This is a genomic window from Parendozoicomonas haliclonae (genome assembly GCF_900174585.1).
Taxonomy (GTDB): Bacteria; Pseudomonadota; Gammaproteobacteria; order Pseudomonadales; family Endozoicomonadaceae; genus Sansalvadorimonas; species Sansalvadorimonas haliclonae.
The window spans coordinates 16,691-31,551 of the sequence record NZ_FWPT01000019.1 but is presented as its reverse complement, the minus strand read 5'-3'; the positions used below and the strand labels follow the sequence as shown (position 1 = coordinate 31,551).

Here is a 14,861-nt window from a genome sequence, read left to right as displayed (position 1 = left end):
GAATACATCACGTATTACAATACGCGACGTATCAAGGTGAAACTAAAAGGCCTGACGCCGGCGGAGTGCCGAAGTCAGGCCTTGCAAGCCGCTTAACCAAAGTGTCCAACTTTATGGGGTCACTTCAGTTTTAAAAGACACCGGGCCTCTTTTTTATTGTCGTCTATGCAATGAGCTGCTCCGGTTAACAGCTCTTCCGCCAAATTGATGTTCCAAGACCCTTTGCTAACCTGCATGGCTGAATTCTGCTTTGCTGCTTGAGTCGCCGGAGACTGTATGAAGAACATAAGGTGGTTTTTGGTATTACTGCTGATTGGCTGGCATGTGGTGGCTTATGGCGCGAAAGGGGGAGAGAAAGGAGGAGCAGGGGTCTCGCGTGCTCCAGTGAAAACAACACATATTCCGGGTGAAGTCGTAGCGCCAGAGAAAGTACTAGCCACCGAGCGTGTGGTGCATGTTCTGAGAACGGAAACAAATACCAAGCACCTTGTAGAGATACTTAATGAAGATGCTGAAGCCAATAAAAAGAAATTTGCCTTGGTCCAGCAGGCTGTCAGGGATGCGGAAGCAGCAAGAAAGAAACTGGAGGATGATAAAAAAGAAACAGAGAAAATACATCAGCAGGAGCTTGCTGCTCTGAACCAGGCCCATAAACAAAAGCAGAGTGAATTAGAGAAGCAAAAACAAGATATCCTGAGAAAGAAAAAAGAATTAAACGGTCAGCTCAAAGACTTGGAAGATGTGGTCGACAATAAAAAATATGTGGACCTTTTGGTCAGGGAGATAGAAGAGCAGGATCGATTATTTCAGCGCGTGCAGAGTGATTACGATAAAGCCGAAGAAGACTTCTTGTCCAAACAAAAGGTGGTAAGCAGCCTTAAAGCCGATGCAGAGCTCAAAGCCTTGCTGCAAGAGCAAGCCCAGCAGTCCTTAACATCAAAAAAAGAGGCATTAGCTAATAAATATGCGGATGAGCTGAAAAAGCTGGAAGCTGCGGAAAAACCACGCATTGCAACGCTGACGACAGAGGCTGAGAGTAAAAAAGAAGAAGCGGAGAACGAAGAGAAACGTCTGAAGGATCTTCAAGACAAGCAGCAGAGCGCCCAAGACGCACTCAACAAAGCCAAGTCCAGTAAGAAGCGGGAGCAGATTGTTGGAAAGATAAAGGCCGTCAAGTTTGCAGAGGTGCTGGCTAAAACACCAGATGGTGAAGAGTACGTACCTGTCGACGGCGCTCAATATGGCATCAAAACTGGAATCAGTCGTCGTATAAGAACGGAAAGGATCAGCTCGGCGGAGGCTCAGGAGCGAATTGATCATGCCGCTGCAATGTCTGGCCATGATACAACAGCCACGGAAGAGTCTTCCGGTGAGCAGGGGGCTTTAGGTGGGCGCTATCATAGTGTCAAAACGGTTACAGAGAAAACACGTTATACAAAAACAACAAAACAGCAGGACCAGCAGCGGGTATCTTCTGCCCGAGTTGATTCAGCCCCTGTGGTTATTAACCTTGCGCAGTATTTTCCTGCCAAAACATCAAGCCGTTCCTGTCGAAGATGTCGTGACTGCCTGTGGAGATTTTTACGACTCTTTAAAAATCCTCCAGCCACCGCCAAGGGGGTGAGAACATATTTTGCGCAGGACGAGGGGGATCCCCAATACGACCATGTTTGGATGAAAGATCCTGAGTTACCCCACACCTATTACAGTCGAATGCAACCGGTTTGGGATCAATATGGGAAGTCATGGGCCGGTGCCGTAAGGCAGGAGGCTGTAATAGAAGATGACCTTCTCAAATCTCTGACCTATCGCATGTATGCCAAGCCTGAGGAACTCGGCGAAACGCTGTTGTTTCGTGAGTCGGATGAGCTCTTCACTCTGGTGCTCAACACGCCTGATTCAAAAGCAAAAAGTCTGAAGGCCAGTAAAGATGCGTTGTTATTAAGTGCTGATCTGCAGGTGAATGATAAATCAACAGGAAAAAAGCTCTCGAAAAAGGTTTATGTCCCGTTGGCTGACCAGTCTAAGGAACGTGATGGGGTAGCCTTCCGGTTTATGCCCTATGGCGAGACAAATCTGCAATACGAAGGGCTGGCTCCCGTAGTGTGGAGCGAATGGTTGCAGGGATTGTTAACGGTTCTTGTTGACGGAGCTGATGGTAAGGACTGGGTGTATAAAAAGCTGAAAGCCAGAGGAAATGTGATGCTGAGTGATATGATCAAAGCTGACTTTGATCCGGTGGTCTGGCTGGGATTATCCGATGAGGGTGATATGTTCCATCTGAATCCAGAGAGTGGTGAACGAGAACCTGTATCTGTAAGTGTTGTGCGAAGTGGAAACTTTGATATTGCAATGTGGAAACGGATCGAAGAGTAGTGAGTGGTTTATATGTCTTCTCCAGATCTTACCCCCACAGCGGGCGTTTCAGCCCGCTCCTTTTTTGAGCGTGTTGGGCATGCAATACCCGACCCGGTCATAATCTTTATCTTTCTGTATGTTGTTTGTCTGATTGTCTCTGCCTCATTGGGCGGGACAAGTTTCGTTACCCCGGCAGCCAATGGTGAGACATCGGTTCATACGATCCGGAATATGTTTTCCTATGAGGGTATTTTCTGGATCTTTCAGAATGCCGTGTTGCAGAACTGGCTGGCGTTTGGTGGCGGTGTGCTTGGCGTGATTCTGGTTGTCATGCTGGGCGTGGGCATTGCCGAAGAGAGTGGGTTGTTGGCAGCTTTAATAAAAAAGGTGGCCCTGCAGCTCAATGAACGCTGGCTTCCCGCCTTGCTTGTGTTTCTGGGGATTATGAGCAGCCTGGCCAGCGATGCCGGATACCTGATCCTTATACCTCTGGCTGGTATGCTTTATGCCGGTATGGGCAAGAATCCTATTGTTGGCATGGCTGCGGCTTTTGCCGGTGTCTCGGCCGGCTTTAGCGCCAATCTTATTCCGGCAACACCCATAGATGTCATTATCGGTATGAATGCCCGGTTATTCGCCGAGCAGCAGGGCGTACCTTTCACGCGCATCGATGGGACGCCACTGCAGCCAGCCACAATGCATTACTGGTTTATCGTTGCTTCTACCTTTCTGCTAACCATTTGTGGTGGTCTTATCACCCGGCTGGTTGTTGATAAGAACTGGCGGGATAAAGAGTGGAATGCCGGTGAAGAAGAGCAGGGAGATTTCTCGCTCAGCGCTCTTGATCATCATGGGCTGAAGTGGGCGCTGGTTGGATTGATTATTTCTGCGGTGCTGGTGACATGGTTATGTCAGGGGCCGCTGGCCTCCTTCTATGGTCCGGATGGCAAAAAGATTACACCATGGCTGAATAATGTGATTTTGCTGATCACTCTGGTGTTTGCGATCTGTGGTATCTGTTTCGGAATAGGAACTCGGCGTTTTACAAAGGCATCGGATATTGTTATTGCGATGACCAAACAGATGGACACCATGGGCTATATCCTGGTGCTGACGTTTTTCTGTTATAACTTTCTGTCACTTCTTAACTACAGCGGGCTGGGTGCCTGGATTACCTGGCTGGGGGCAAGAGGTCTTCAGATTCTTGGCCTGCAGTCCTGGCCGGTACTGCTGTTGATCGGTTTTATTCTTACAACGGGTGTCATTAATTTATTTGTCGGTGGTCTGACATCCAAGTGGATGCTTCTGGGGCCCATCTTTGTGCCGATGCTGTATCAGGTTAGCGCGACCATGACGCCGGATATTGTAGCGGCCGCATTTCGGGTAGCTGACTCATCAACCAATATTGTGACGCCGATGATGACCTATGCAGGAGTGGTGTTGTCGTTTATGCGCCGCTATCGCCCGGATCTTTCTCCAGGCGATTTGATCAGCATTATGTGGCCTTATACCGCGGTTTTTCTTGTAAGTTGGACGGCACTGCTGGTGGTGTTCTTTGTTATGAGGTGGCCACTTGGTTTTTAGGGCTGATTAGACTTCCGCCTCAAACTCGAAAGTGTCGCCGAGGAAGTGAGAACGGCTGTATTCAACAGGTGTGTTGTCGGCAAGGAAACCACGTCTTTCCATAACGATAACAGGGATGCCTGCATCAATATTCAGGTAGTCGGCAAAGGTCTCTTCCAAAGCGACAGCACGTAGCTTTTGTACCGCTTTTACCGGACGACTGCCGGCTCTTGCCAGTGCCTCATAGAGCGAGCCTGTGACTTCAAATGGATTATCCAGAAAGCGACGAGGTACAACTGCATATTCCAGAGCTACGGGCGTTTCGTCCGCCATACGCACGCGAAACATGCGCACAACCTCAGCGCCGGAAGGCAGCTCCAATCGTGTTTGTTCTTCCCTGTTAGCCAGGCCGATACCACGTTCAATCCAGAGGGAGTCCGGATGTTTGGCAACAGACTCGATAACTTCGGAGAAACTGTTGAGGCGATCCAACTTATGAACCATTCGCTCGGCAACAAAAGTACCGGCCCCTTGTCGCTGAACAAGCAGGCCTTCAGTGACCAGTTCACTGATAGCACGTTTTACCGTCACCCGGGAAACTTTCATGTACTGGGCTATTTCCCGTTCTGCCGGAAGCGCAGAGCCTCGTTCAAGAGTTCCACAGTCTATTGCCTGTTGAATCAGGCTTTGAAGTTGCAGGTAGAGCGGAGTGGCACTGTCTTTGAGTGAGTTCGGTTCGCCAAAAATGCGGGAGATAAAAGCGTTTTGGCTGCTTGCCTTATCTGTTTCGCTAAACTCAGTGGCGCTGGTGGCCGGGTTATCTGCAGTGGTGGCAGTCATGATGTTCTCTGCAGTGAAAATGTAATTGCTCATTTTATAAGTCTGACAGATAGCCTGCCTGTTTCTATGCTTGGGCAGGTTCAATTCTAAGCATCGGATTAATAACTTTGAGAGGTAGCCACAAATCCAGGTGAAGATGCAAAGCGTCATGCTTAATTTGTTGAAATTGGATAATACCAATTTGTAGGTATATTTCCTCGTAATTGTTTAAAAACGCATTTAATCGCAATTTTATTTGATAAATATCAATTGGAATGGTTGGAAATTGGCTGGCTGTAGTGCATGAGTGGAGCATTATAGGTATTATCCTGCGCACATTGCCTTACCAGCCTGCCTTACCGTGGCCAGAAAGTGGTCTGATCGGGTTCGCGCGCAGTTTTGCACAGTCCGCGTGTGCTGTGAGTGTGTTGAGAGCGCGTTGAAGTTGTGAGGGTGCCTTTCTACCAGGCCGGGCAGTAAACGATTGGAGAATAGTGATGACCAAGATCGTAGAAATCCGTGGCCGTGAGGTTCTTGACTCACGTGGTAACCCAACAGTTGAAGCTGATGTGATCCTGGAAAGTGGTCACATGGGTCGCGCATGCTCCCCATCCGGTGCTTCCACTGGTTCCCGTGAAGCGCTGGAACTGCGTGATGGCGATGCTTCCCGCTACATGGGCAAGGGCGTACTGAAGGCTGTTGGCAACATTAACGGCCCTATCCGTGAAGCCCTGATCGGCTTTGATGCTGCAGACCAGCGTGGTCTGGACGGCAAGATGATCGAGCTGGACGGCACCGAGAACAAGAGCAAGTTTGGCGCAAATGCCATCCTGGCCGTTTCCCTGGCTGCTGCCAAAGCTGCTGCCGCTGCTAAAAACATCCCTCTGTACCAGCACATTGCTGACCTGAACGGTACTTCCGGTCAGTACTCCATGCCAGTACCAATGATGAACATCATCAATGGTGGTGAGCATGCTGACAACAACGTCGACATTCAGGAATTCATGATCCAGCCTGTTGGCGCCAAGAACTTCGCTGAAGCTCTGCGCATGGGTGCGGAAGTATTCCACAATCTGAAGAGCGTTTTGAGCAAGAAAGGCATGAACACTGCGGTTGGTGACGAAGGTGGCTTCGCGCCTAACCTGGCTTCCAACGCTGATGCTCTGGCCGTTATTAAGGAAGCAGTTGAGAAAGCTGGCTACAAGCTGGGCACTGACATCACTCTGGCTCTGGACTGCGCAGCTTCCGAGTTCTACGAGAATGGTGTTTACAACCTGAAAGGCGAAGGTAAGACCTTCTCTTCCAACGAGTTCTCCGACTTCCTGGCTTCCCTGGCTGAAGAGTTCCCGATCATCTCTATCGAAGATGGTCTGGACGAATCTGACTGGGATGGTTTCGCTTACCAGACCAAACTGCTGGGTGACAAGATCCAGATCGTTGGTGATGACCTGTTCGTAACCAACACCAAGATCCTGAAAGAAGGTATCGACAAAGGTATTGCCAACTCTATCCTGATCAAGCTGAATCAGATCGGTTCCCTGACCGAAACTCTGGAAGCGATCAAGATGGCTAAAGACGCTGGCTACACTGCGGTAATCTCTCACCGTTCTGGTGAAACTGAAGACGCTACCATTGCCGACCTGGCTGTTGGTACTGCTGCGGGCCAGATCAAGACTGGTTCCCTGTGCCGTACCGACCGTGTGTGCAAGTACAACCAGCTGCTGCGCATCGAAGAAGCTCTGGGCGAAAAAGCTCCATACCGTGGCATGGCTGAATTCAAGTAATCGAATTTCGCACCCCGGTTAAAGAAAGCCCCGCTACTCGTATGAGTAGCGGGGCTTTTGCTATGTGGTGTGTTATGGCGGACTACTGCTGATTTCTTCTTTCCTCGTTGGCCTGGGCTGTTTTTTGATCAAGAATCTGTCTGGCTATTTCACCCTGTAACTTTTTTTGCGGAATCATGGTTTCAATGATTTTGGGGGAAATGAGCTTGGCTTGGCCAGGCTGTCTGCTAACCATGTTCAGTCGGCCGGGGAATTTTTGCTTGAGCTCCAATCTGTCCCCCAATGATAAAAACTTTTTCCCAGACCCAGTGTTGATGTGGTTCCAAAGATCCACAAGGTCACGAACCGATTTCACCTCTTTCAGGCTTTCCTCAATTTCCGACTTTTCAAGTGGCAGGTAAATCCTTGGAGGAGCCTCTGTGGCTTGGGATTTTCTGATTTTAGGTTTCGTTGTGGGAGGGGCTGGAAGGTCTTCCAGCTCCTTTAAAATACGTGATTCTTCACGGTCATTCTCGGCGCGTAGGTCTTTGAGCCCTGAAGGCAGTGGATCAACAGGCTGCTTGTTAACCGGTGCAGCAAGCTTGTGTTTTACGTCCGATGGAGGGAGGGCGGTTATTGAGGCGAACTTCTTGAGAGTGACAAGGTTCTGAACCTTGCCCCAGCTTGTGGGCATGAACTTTTTGGGATTCTGCTGAATCATCACTTTTCTATGAGCATGGCGGGCACTTTTCAGCGCCTTGAGTGCCTTACCAAGTGATGGTCTGTTGTGGACCGGCTGTGTGCTGGTATGGCCTACCTTTGGGGGCATGAATCCCTGTCCGTATAGTGTGTCCCTTATACAAATGTAAGCCATTGCCATAGTTTTGTAATGCCAGACACTTATATATGGTCAGTCTGTATGCTTCGATTGTTTATTGGTATGGGGGTTGATGCGAGTCAATGGTTTTGTGTGTACCAATGTAATACCATTCTTTGTGTTGTCAGAGTGTCCGAAAGGTATGCTGCCATAGCCCCTGATAAAGGGTGTGCATGATACGGTGCTGTTCCAGAATCGAACTACACTGGTTGTTCTGGAATAGAGATGGCAGTTGCGGCGCAGCCTTATAAGGCTGAGGCAACGAAAGGATTCCCGGGAAGCCTCGCGCTTCGCCCATGGCTTGAGCTGTTCAGTGGTGATAAATGAGTACCCCGGCAGCAGGCAGAAAGGGCTTCCCTTCAGTATTGGCAGTGGTAATTGGTAGCACGGCCGATATCAGCTTTATCAGGTTAGCCTTGGCAGACAACCGTTAAGCGCTAACCGGGATTTGTGTCAGGGTTGAATGCCACAAGCAGAGCCCTGGTAGTGAACTAACTGGATAGTGAGAGCTCGAAAATGATCCGTATTGCTATTAACGGTTATGGACGTATCGGTCGTAACGTTCTGCGTGCCCTGTACGAGAGCGGCCGTACTGACGAGTTCAAGATCGTTGCCATCAACGACCTGGGCGATGCCAAGATCAACACCCACCTGACCAAGTACGACACTGTTCACGGCCGCTTCAATGCGCAGGTTGAGCAGGGCGAAGGCGCAATGTTCGTAAACGGTGACGAAATCAAGGTTCTGTCTCAGCGTAACCCTGCTGAACTGCCTTGGGGCGACCTGAAAGTTGACGTAGTTTTTGAATGTACCGGTATCTTCCGTTCCAAGGCCAAGTGCCAGCCACACCTGGACGCCGGCGCCAAGAAAGTTATTATCTCTGCTCCAGGCGAGAAAGACGTTGACGCTACCGTAGTATTCGGTGTGAACGAAGACGTTCTGACTTCCGGCATGACCGTTATCTCTAACGCTTCCTGCACCACCAACTGTCTGGCTCCTATCGCCAAGCCTCTGAACGAAGAGCTGGGCATTGAGTCTGGTGTGATGACCACCATCCACGCTTACACCAACGACCAGGTTCTGACTGACGTATACCACTCTGACCTGTACCGTGCCCGTGCTGCTGCACTGAACATGATCCCAACCGCAACTGGCGCAGCTGCTGCTGTTGGTCTGGTTGTTCCTGAGCTGAAGGGCAAGTTCGATGGTATGGCGGTTCGTGTTCCTACCGCTAACGTATCTCTGGTTGACCTGAGCTTCATCGCTGGCCGTGAGACCACTGTTGAAGAAGTTAACGAAATTATCGCTAAAGCTGCAGCTTCCAGCGAAGCTATGAAGACTGTGCTGGGCATCAATACTCAGCCACTGGTTTCCAGTGACTTCAACCACAGCGCATTCTCTTCTAACTTCGACGCTACCCAGACTCGCGTACAGGGTCGTCTGGTTAAGGTTATGAGCTGGTACGACAACGAGTGGGGCTTCTCCAACCGTATGCTCGATACCGCCAAAGCTCTGATGAACGCTTAAGCTGCACGCCTTGCGACGCTTTAAGTAAGTCATGATGTGATGGAGGGGAATAAATGGTTACCATTTTTCCCCTCTTTTTTTGTTTATAAATTCAAGGGTCTGTTGACGTTTGCTGATCGCACTCAGCTTTTCCGAGAGCTTTCAGGGCTAGGCGCAGTGATGAAGGAATGCTTATTGCCTTTCAAATCACTGTAACGACGCCATGGAAGCTCTCGGAAAAGCCCTTCGGGTGAGGCTGTAAACGGTTTCTCGCTGCGTCAGGTTTGTTTAATGTAGAGCAACTACGATTTTCACAACCCTTTCTAACGATAAGCCGGTTACAGTCTCACTGAGTCGCATCATCAAACGTCAACAGACCCCCAAAATCCTGAACGAAGTATCTGGAGTCTTGTGATGTTGAGACGTACAAAGATTGTAGCCACGCTGGGCCCTGCCAGTGAGAGCCGCGAATCGCTGGAAAAGCTGATTGCTGCTGGCGTTAACGTTGTTCGTATGAACTTCTCCCACGGTGAGCCGGAAGAGCATATGGCTCGCGCTGAGCTGGTGCGTGAAATTGCTGCAGCCCAAGGCAAGAACGTTGCCATCCTGGGGGACTTGCAGGGCCCAAAGATTCGTATCGCGCGCTTTAAAGAAGGCAAGGTAACTCTGGTTCCAGGTGAAATCTTCACCCTGGATGCGGATCTGGAGCGTGACGAAGGTACTGCGCAGGCTGTTGGTATTGCCTACAAAGGCCTGCCAAACGATTGTAAGACTGGCGACGTTCTTCTGCTGGACGATGGTCGCCTGAGCCTGGAAGTACTTTCCATTGATGGCCCGCAGCTGCGTTGCAAAATCCTGACCGGTGGCATCTTGTCCAACAACAAGGGTATCAACCTGCAGGGCGGTGGTCTGTCTGCTGCAGCTCTGACTGACAAAGACAAGGAAGATATCAAGACTGCTGCCAAGATCGGTGTAGATTATCTGGCAGTCAGCTTTGTACGTTGCAAAGAAGATCTGGAAGAAGCACGTCAGCTGCTGGAAGCTGCAGGCGGTCACGCAGCGATTCTGTCCAAGATCGAGCGTGCTGAAGTCATCAATGTTCCAGGTAAATTGGAAGAAGTTATTCTGGCTTCCGATGCGATCATGGTTGCCCGTGGTGACCTGGGTGTAGAAATCGGGGATGCCGAGCTGGTTGGTGTTCAGAAGACCATGATTGAAATGGCTCGTCGTCTGAACCGTCCGGTTATTACCGCGACCCAGATGATGGAATCCATGATCGAAAACACTCTGCCGACTCGCGCAGAAGTGTTCGACGTAGCAAACGCTGTGCTGGATGGTACTGATGCAGTCATGCTGTCTGCAGAAACTGCAACAGGCGTATGTCCGCACGGTGTTGTTGAAGCCATGGGGCGCATCGCTCGTGCAGCAGAAGGCCAGCCAGCAGCAAAGGTTTCTCATCACCGCATGGATTGCACCTTCGAGCGCACCGATGAAACCATCGCCATGGCAGCCATGTACGCTGCAAACCACCAGGAAGGCGTTAAGGCGATTATCTGTCTGTCCAAGTCTGGCCAGACTGCGCTGTGGATGTCTCGCATCAACTCTGCCCTGCCAATCTTTGCTCTGAGTCGTAAAGAATCAACTACTCGCCGTCTGGCACTGTACCGTGGTGTGCACTGCCTGCCATTTGATATCAGCTCTGACAGTCCGGAAGTGGAGCAGAAGGCGATTGAGAAGGTTCTGGCGACTGGTGTGGTAGAGAAGGGTGATAAGGTGCTGCTGACCCGTGGTACCAGCAACAGCGATACAAATGTGCTGAAGATTCTGACTGTTTAATAATGTTTGGTGTGTAAAAAAGGCAGGGGTTTATCCTCTGCCTTTTTTGTAGGTGCATATTGAATTATTTGCGAAGAGCTTCCATCTCTTGCTCCGGTGTTAAGGTTTGAGTGGGAGTAATAGCGCCAACATTAATGCGTTGCTTTTCTTTTCGGTTGGCTATAGCGATTTGGATGAGTGCGACGAATACACCCAGCATGCCGCCGAGAACTATTCCAAGAGCAACGATTAGGGTTTTCTTGGGTTTAATCGGGGTTGCTGGGACCATCGCTGGTTCATCAATATTGACAGGTTTCAAGTTTTCAAGACGTGTATCTAAGGCCTTGAGGTTTTGCAATTTCAGGTAGAGAGGTATTACTTCACTAAGAAGAGGCTTGTCAGTGTCACCTGCCTTTGGGGTGCTTATTAGGCGATACTGATCAAGTAGAGTTCTCTGTTGTTCAAGCTTCTTTGAAAGAATGTTTGTGCCTAGCTGAAATAGGGTCTCATCTGTTATCCGAGTAAAGCGGTCTGTAGAGAGGGTACTGATACCGCCTCTTTGAGCTAGAGCGAGTGCTTGCTCAGATTTCATAATGTCTAAGTTCACGGTTTGAACAAACTTACTCTCAATGGTCTCGATATTGCGATTGATTTGAGATATTTGTTGTGCAAGGGCGCTTGAAAGTGACCCAGATAGTTCTGTAACGGTACGCTGTTGAGCCGCTGGTAGCAGGTAGTCGTTTATAAGGCTTGCTGAGAAAGCTTGATCGTTGGACTCATAGCTAACGTTTGTATATTCATCGCCATCCTTCTTGGCATCTGATCTTTTAATAGCGAGATCTTTAGAGAAGTCCTTGAAGTTAGCTGCTAGTAGAGCATCTGCATTGGCGCTATCTGATGCTTCAAGTGCTTGCATAGCTAAACCACTTGCTTCAAATACTGAGCGAAGAGTGGATGGAGAGTTCAGGTAGCGATTAAAAACAGAAAAAGACTCATCGGAAGTTGTTGGTGCTATGCCCATCTGCTGCTGAATGGAGTGCAGAGGAGCTAGCTCTGTTGAGGTTGCCTTGTATATTCGCGCTTCTGACTGCCAAGTGGGAGGAATTATGAGCGCAATAATCACAGCTGCTATGGCAACTGCAGCAGTCAATCCTGCAATAGTTAGCTTACGTGCCCATAGTTTTGAGGCGAGTTCAAAGAGGTCGATCTCGTCATCCTGCATGCTGTGTGGGTATTGAGGGTACATCAATCGGTCAGGATCCGATGTTATATGGCTGGCGTTGGAAGGTGTATTCAAGAGAAAACCGTATCTGTTGTGAGTAGGTAAGTGGATGAAGTAATGATAAATGCTTTGATTTGAATGTGTAAGAGTTGTCACTGGCGGACTACAAGATATGTCAATGAGTAGAAGGTGAAGGGGATTTTTACGCAGCAAAAGTGGTTCTGATGAGAGGGAAGGTGTAACATACGCCACCCAACAAACAAGGCTATCACAAGAAATTTTGAAGCGGGCTTTTCAGTGAGAGTGTGAACTGAAGGGCGGTAGCATTGTTGAAATTTGAACTCAGGGCCGCAGTTCGCTTGACCTTTGATTCTCCCGCACAAACTTGTAGACCTCTCCTCAAAGTGCCAAAAAAGTAATAAGAGATTTTTATCATAGAGCAGCGAGGATTTTCCCGTATTTTTAGGTTCGATGAAAGTCATCATTGCTGGCTGGTGATGACTGCTTTTTTTACGACCAGGTATCATCTTCGTTGAGATATTAGTCTCATAGAGCGGTATGTATAGCTACTGTCTCATTGATCATCAGTAATACAGTCTTCAGCGTCAGCAGGAAATAGTTTTTAGCTCGCAATGGTAGACTGAACTTTTATTATGGAATCTGAATGAAAATTGCTATAGCTGGAACAGGTTATGTTGGGCTTTCAAATGCAATGCTATTGGCCCAGCATAACGAGGTTGTTGCTCTTGATGTCGTTCCTGAAAAGGTTACGATGCTTAACGACAAGCAGTCACCTATTGTTGATGCTGAGATTGAACATTTCTTAAGCGAAAAAAAACTAAATTTTAGAGCTACGCTGGATAAGCAGGACGCATATAAAGAAGCAGACTTTGTAATTATCGCAACGCCAACTGATTACGATCCAGAGACGAATTATTTTAATACCAAAAGTGTTGAAGCTGTTATCAAAGATGTGATGGAAATAAATCCTCAAGCCGTGATGGTGATAAAGTCAACAGTTCCTGTAGGATTTACTAAGCAGATCAAACTGGAGTTAGGCTGTGAAAATATTATGTTTTCTCCGGAATTTTTGCGTGAAGGGAAAGCTCTTTATGACAACCTCTATCCATCAAGAGTAATAGTTGGAGAGCAAACAGAGAGAGCCAAGTTTTTTGCTAGTCTGCTGACTGAAGGAGCAATAAAAGAAGATATACCAGTACTTTTTACCGATAGTACGGAAGCAGAGGCGGTTAAGCTTTTTTCAAATACATACTTGGCACTTCGGGTTGCCTACTTTAATGAGCTAGATACTTACTGCGAAACCCATGGAATAGATTCCAGGCAGATTATTGAGGGAGTCGGTCTGGATCCTCGCATAGGTAGTCACTATAACAATCCAAGCTTTGGTTATGGCGGGTACTGTCTTCCAAAAGATACCAAACAATTATTAGCTAACTATAAGGACGTGCCAAACAATCTGATTAAAGCAATTGTGGATGCAAATTCGACAAGAAAAGATTTTATCGCTGACTCAATAATTCGTAGAAATCCAAGGGTTGTTGGTATTTACCGTTTGGTGATGAAAGCGGGTTCTGATAACTTTAGAGCCTCGGCGATCCAGGGAGTAATGAAACGGATAAAAGCCAAAGGGATTGAGGTCGTTGTCTATGAACCTGTTTTAGAGGATAAAGAGTTTTATCATTCTGAAGTCGTTGATGATCTGGTTGAATTTAAATCAATAAGTGATGTGATTATTGCTAACCGCCTGGATGGCGAATTGAGTGATGTCGCTGAGAAAATCTACACACGTGATATTTTTGGAATTGATTCATGAAGTACTTAGTAACAGGCGCAGCTGGCTTTATTGGTTTTTATGTGTCGAGAAGACTCTGCGAACTTGGCCACGAAGTTACTGGAATTGATAACCTTAACGATTATTACGATCCTCGTCTTAAGCATGCTCGTCTTGAGCAGTTAAAGCCCTATCCTAACTTTCGGTTTGCTCGAATGGATCTTTCTGATCGTGAGGGTATAGCTGAATTGTTTCGTTCCAGTAACTTTCAACGAGTGATTCATTTAGGGGCTCAGGCCGGAGTTCGATACTCTCTTCAGAATCCTATGGCCTATGTTGATAGTAATCTGGTTGGAATGATGACCATATTGGAAGGGTGTCGATATAATGCTATTGAGCATCTAGTATATGCTTCTTCCAGTTCAGTTTATGGCATGAATAGCAAAATGCCATACTCCACACAGGATGCTGTGGATCATCCTGTCTCCCTCTATGCAGCAACTAAAAAATCTAATGAGTTGATGGCTCATAGTTATTCACATCTTTATAATATTCCAACTACAGGGCTTCGCTTTTTTACGGTAAATGGGCCATGGGGTAGACCTGATATGGCTGCGTGGAAGTTTACAAAAGCCATAATGGAAGGTTCACCGATTGATGTGTATAACAATGGGGAGTTGAAAAGAGACTTTACTGATATTGAAGATATTCTCGAAGGGATTATTCGTATTCAGGATGTGATTCCAGAGGGAGTTGAAGGTTTTAGTAACGACAATCCTAGCCGTAGTTCAGCGCCATACAGATTATATAACATTGGAAATAATCAGCCTGTTAAGTTAATGGATTTTATACAGGCGATTGAAGATGCTAGCGGAAAAAAAGCGAAAAAAAACTATTTACCTATGCAGGCTGGTGATGTGTTTGCAACATACGCTGATGTCGATGATTTAATCAGTACTATTGATTTCAAACCAATAATTCCTTTGGAAGAAACAATGAGCCGTTTCGTAACTTGGTTTTCTAGATGGTATCAATGAACTCTAGCCTTGAACTTACACCCACCGGCCTAGGCCGGTGGGTTTGTATTGACCATAGCGCGGTTTAGATCTCAGAATTGTTGTCGGCTTGGAATGATGATAACGAATT

12 protein-coding genes are annotated in these 14,861 nt (G+C 47.8%); 8 read left to right on the top strand and 4 right to left on the bottom strand.

All coding sequences use genetic code 11. The annotated features are described in order from the left end of the window. From EHSB41UT_RS23670 to EHSB41UT_RS23660, 3 genes are all read left to right on the top strand, one after another. On the top strand, positions 1-96 hold a 96-nt coding region (locus EHSB41UT_RS23670; protein WP_165767133.1), incomplete at its 5' end, for an IS3 family transposase. A 180-nt stretch (positions 97-276) separates the two neighbouring features. Then, complete coding sequence (locus EHSB41UT_RS23665) at positions 277-2,376, top strand: hypothetical protein (protein WP_133060650.1); 2,100 nt, start codon at positions 277-279, stop codon at positions 2,374-2,376. 12 nt (positions 2,377-2,388) lie between these two features. After that, positions 2,389-3,942, top strand: coding sequence for an AbgT family transporter (locus tag EHSB41UT_RS23660; RefSeq protein ID WP_087113343.1), 1,554 nt, complete (start codon positions 2,389-2,391; stop codon positions 3,940-3,942). Between the two features lie 6 nt (positions 3,943-3,948). On the opposite strand, the gene EHSB41UT_RS23655 is transcribed toward EHSB41UT_RS23660, so the two are convergent. Then, entirely contained in the window at positions 3,949-4,794 is an 846-nt protein-coding gene (locus EHSB41UT_RS23655) for a GntR family transcriptional regulator (protein ID WP_242667403.1), read from the bottom strand. A gap of 443 nt (positions 4,795-5,237) precedes the next feature. On the opposite strand from EHSB41UT_RS23655, the gene eno reads away from it, so the two are divergent. After that, positions 5,238-6,524: a phosphopyruvate hydratase gene (gene eno, locus EHSB41UT_RS23645; RefSeq protein WP_087113341.1), complete on the top strand. Its 1,287-nt coding sequence runs from the start codon at positions 5,238-5,240 to the stop codon at positions 6,522-6,524. An 82-nt stretch (positions 6,525-6,606) separates the two neighbouring features. Here the strand turns inward: eno and EHSB41UT_RS23640 are convergent, their stop codons facing one another. Both EHSB41UT_RS23640 and EHSB41UT_RS24680 read right to left on the bottom strand, forming a co-directional pair. Next, the gene (locus EHSB41UT_RS23640) at positions 6,607-7,332 is read right to left on the bottom strand and encodes a hypothetical protein (RefSeq protein WP_133060649.1); all 726 of its coding nucleotides are present in this window, start codon (positions 7,330-7,332) and stop codon (positions 6,607-6,609) included. A 172-nt stretch (positions 7,333-7,504) separates the two neighbouring features. After that, entirely contained in the window at positions 7,505-7,678 is a 174-nt protein-coding gene (locus EHSB41UT_RS24680; RefSeq protein ID WP_165767390.1) for a hypothetical protein, read from the bottom strand. Positions 7,679-7,896: 218 nt separating this feature from the next. Between EHSB41UT_RS24680 and gap the strand changes: the two genes are divergently transcribed. Continuing rightward, on the top strand, positions 7,897-8,907 hold the full coding sequence (gene gap / locus EHSB41UT_RS23635; protein WP_087113339.1) for a type I glyceraldehyde-3-phosphate dehydrogenase: 1,011 nt from the start codon (positions 7,897-7,899) through the stop codon (positions 8,905-8,907). A 393-nt stretch (positions 8,908-9,300) separates the two neighbouring features. Then, positions 9,301-10,722: a pyruvate kinase gene (pyk, locus tag EHSB41UT_RS23630; protein ID WP_207626749.1), complete on the top strand. Its 1,422-nt coding sequence runs from the start codon at positions 9,301-9,303 to the stop codon at positions 10,720-10,722. Between the two features lie 64 nt (positions 10,723-10,786). Here pyk and EHSB41UT_RS23625 read toward each other — a convergent pair whose 3' ends face one another. Beyond that, complete coding sequence (locus EHSB41UT_RS23625) at positions 10,787-11,998, bottom strand: Wzz/FepE/Etk N-terminal domain-containing protein (RefSeq protein WP_133060648.1); 1,212 nt, start codon at positions 11,996-11,998, stop codon at positions 10,787-10,789. 589 nt (positions 11,999-12,587) lie between these two features. Here EHSB41UT_RS23625 and EHSB41UT_RS23620 point away from each other — a divergent pair. Together EHSB41UT_RS23620 and EHSB41UT_RS23615 are read left to right on the top strand one after the other, a co-directional pair. After that, positions 12,588-13,757, top strand: coding sequence for a nucleotide sugar dehydrogenase (locus EHSB41UT_RS23620; protein ID WP_087113337.1), 1,170 nt, complete (start codon positions 12,588-12,590; stop codon positions 13,755-13,757). Further along, the gene (locus EHSB41UT_RS23615; protein ID WP_087113336.1) at positions 13,754-14,752 is read left to right on the top strand and encodes an NAD-dependent epimerase; all 999 of its coding nucleotides are present in this window, start codon (positions 13,754-13,756) and stop codon (positions 14,750-14,752) included. Before EHSB41UT_RS23620 ends, EHSB41UT_RS23615 begins: the two co-directional genes overlap by 4 nt. Positions 14,753-14,861 lie beyond the last annotated feature (109 nt).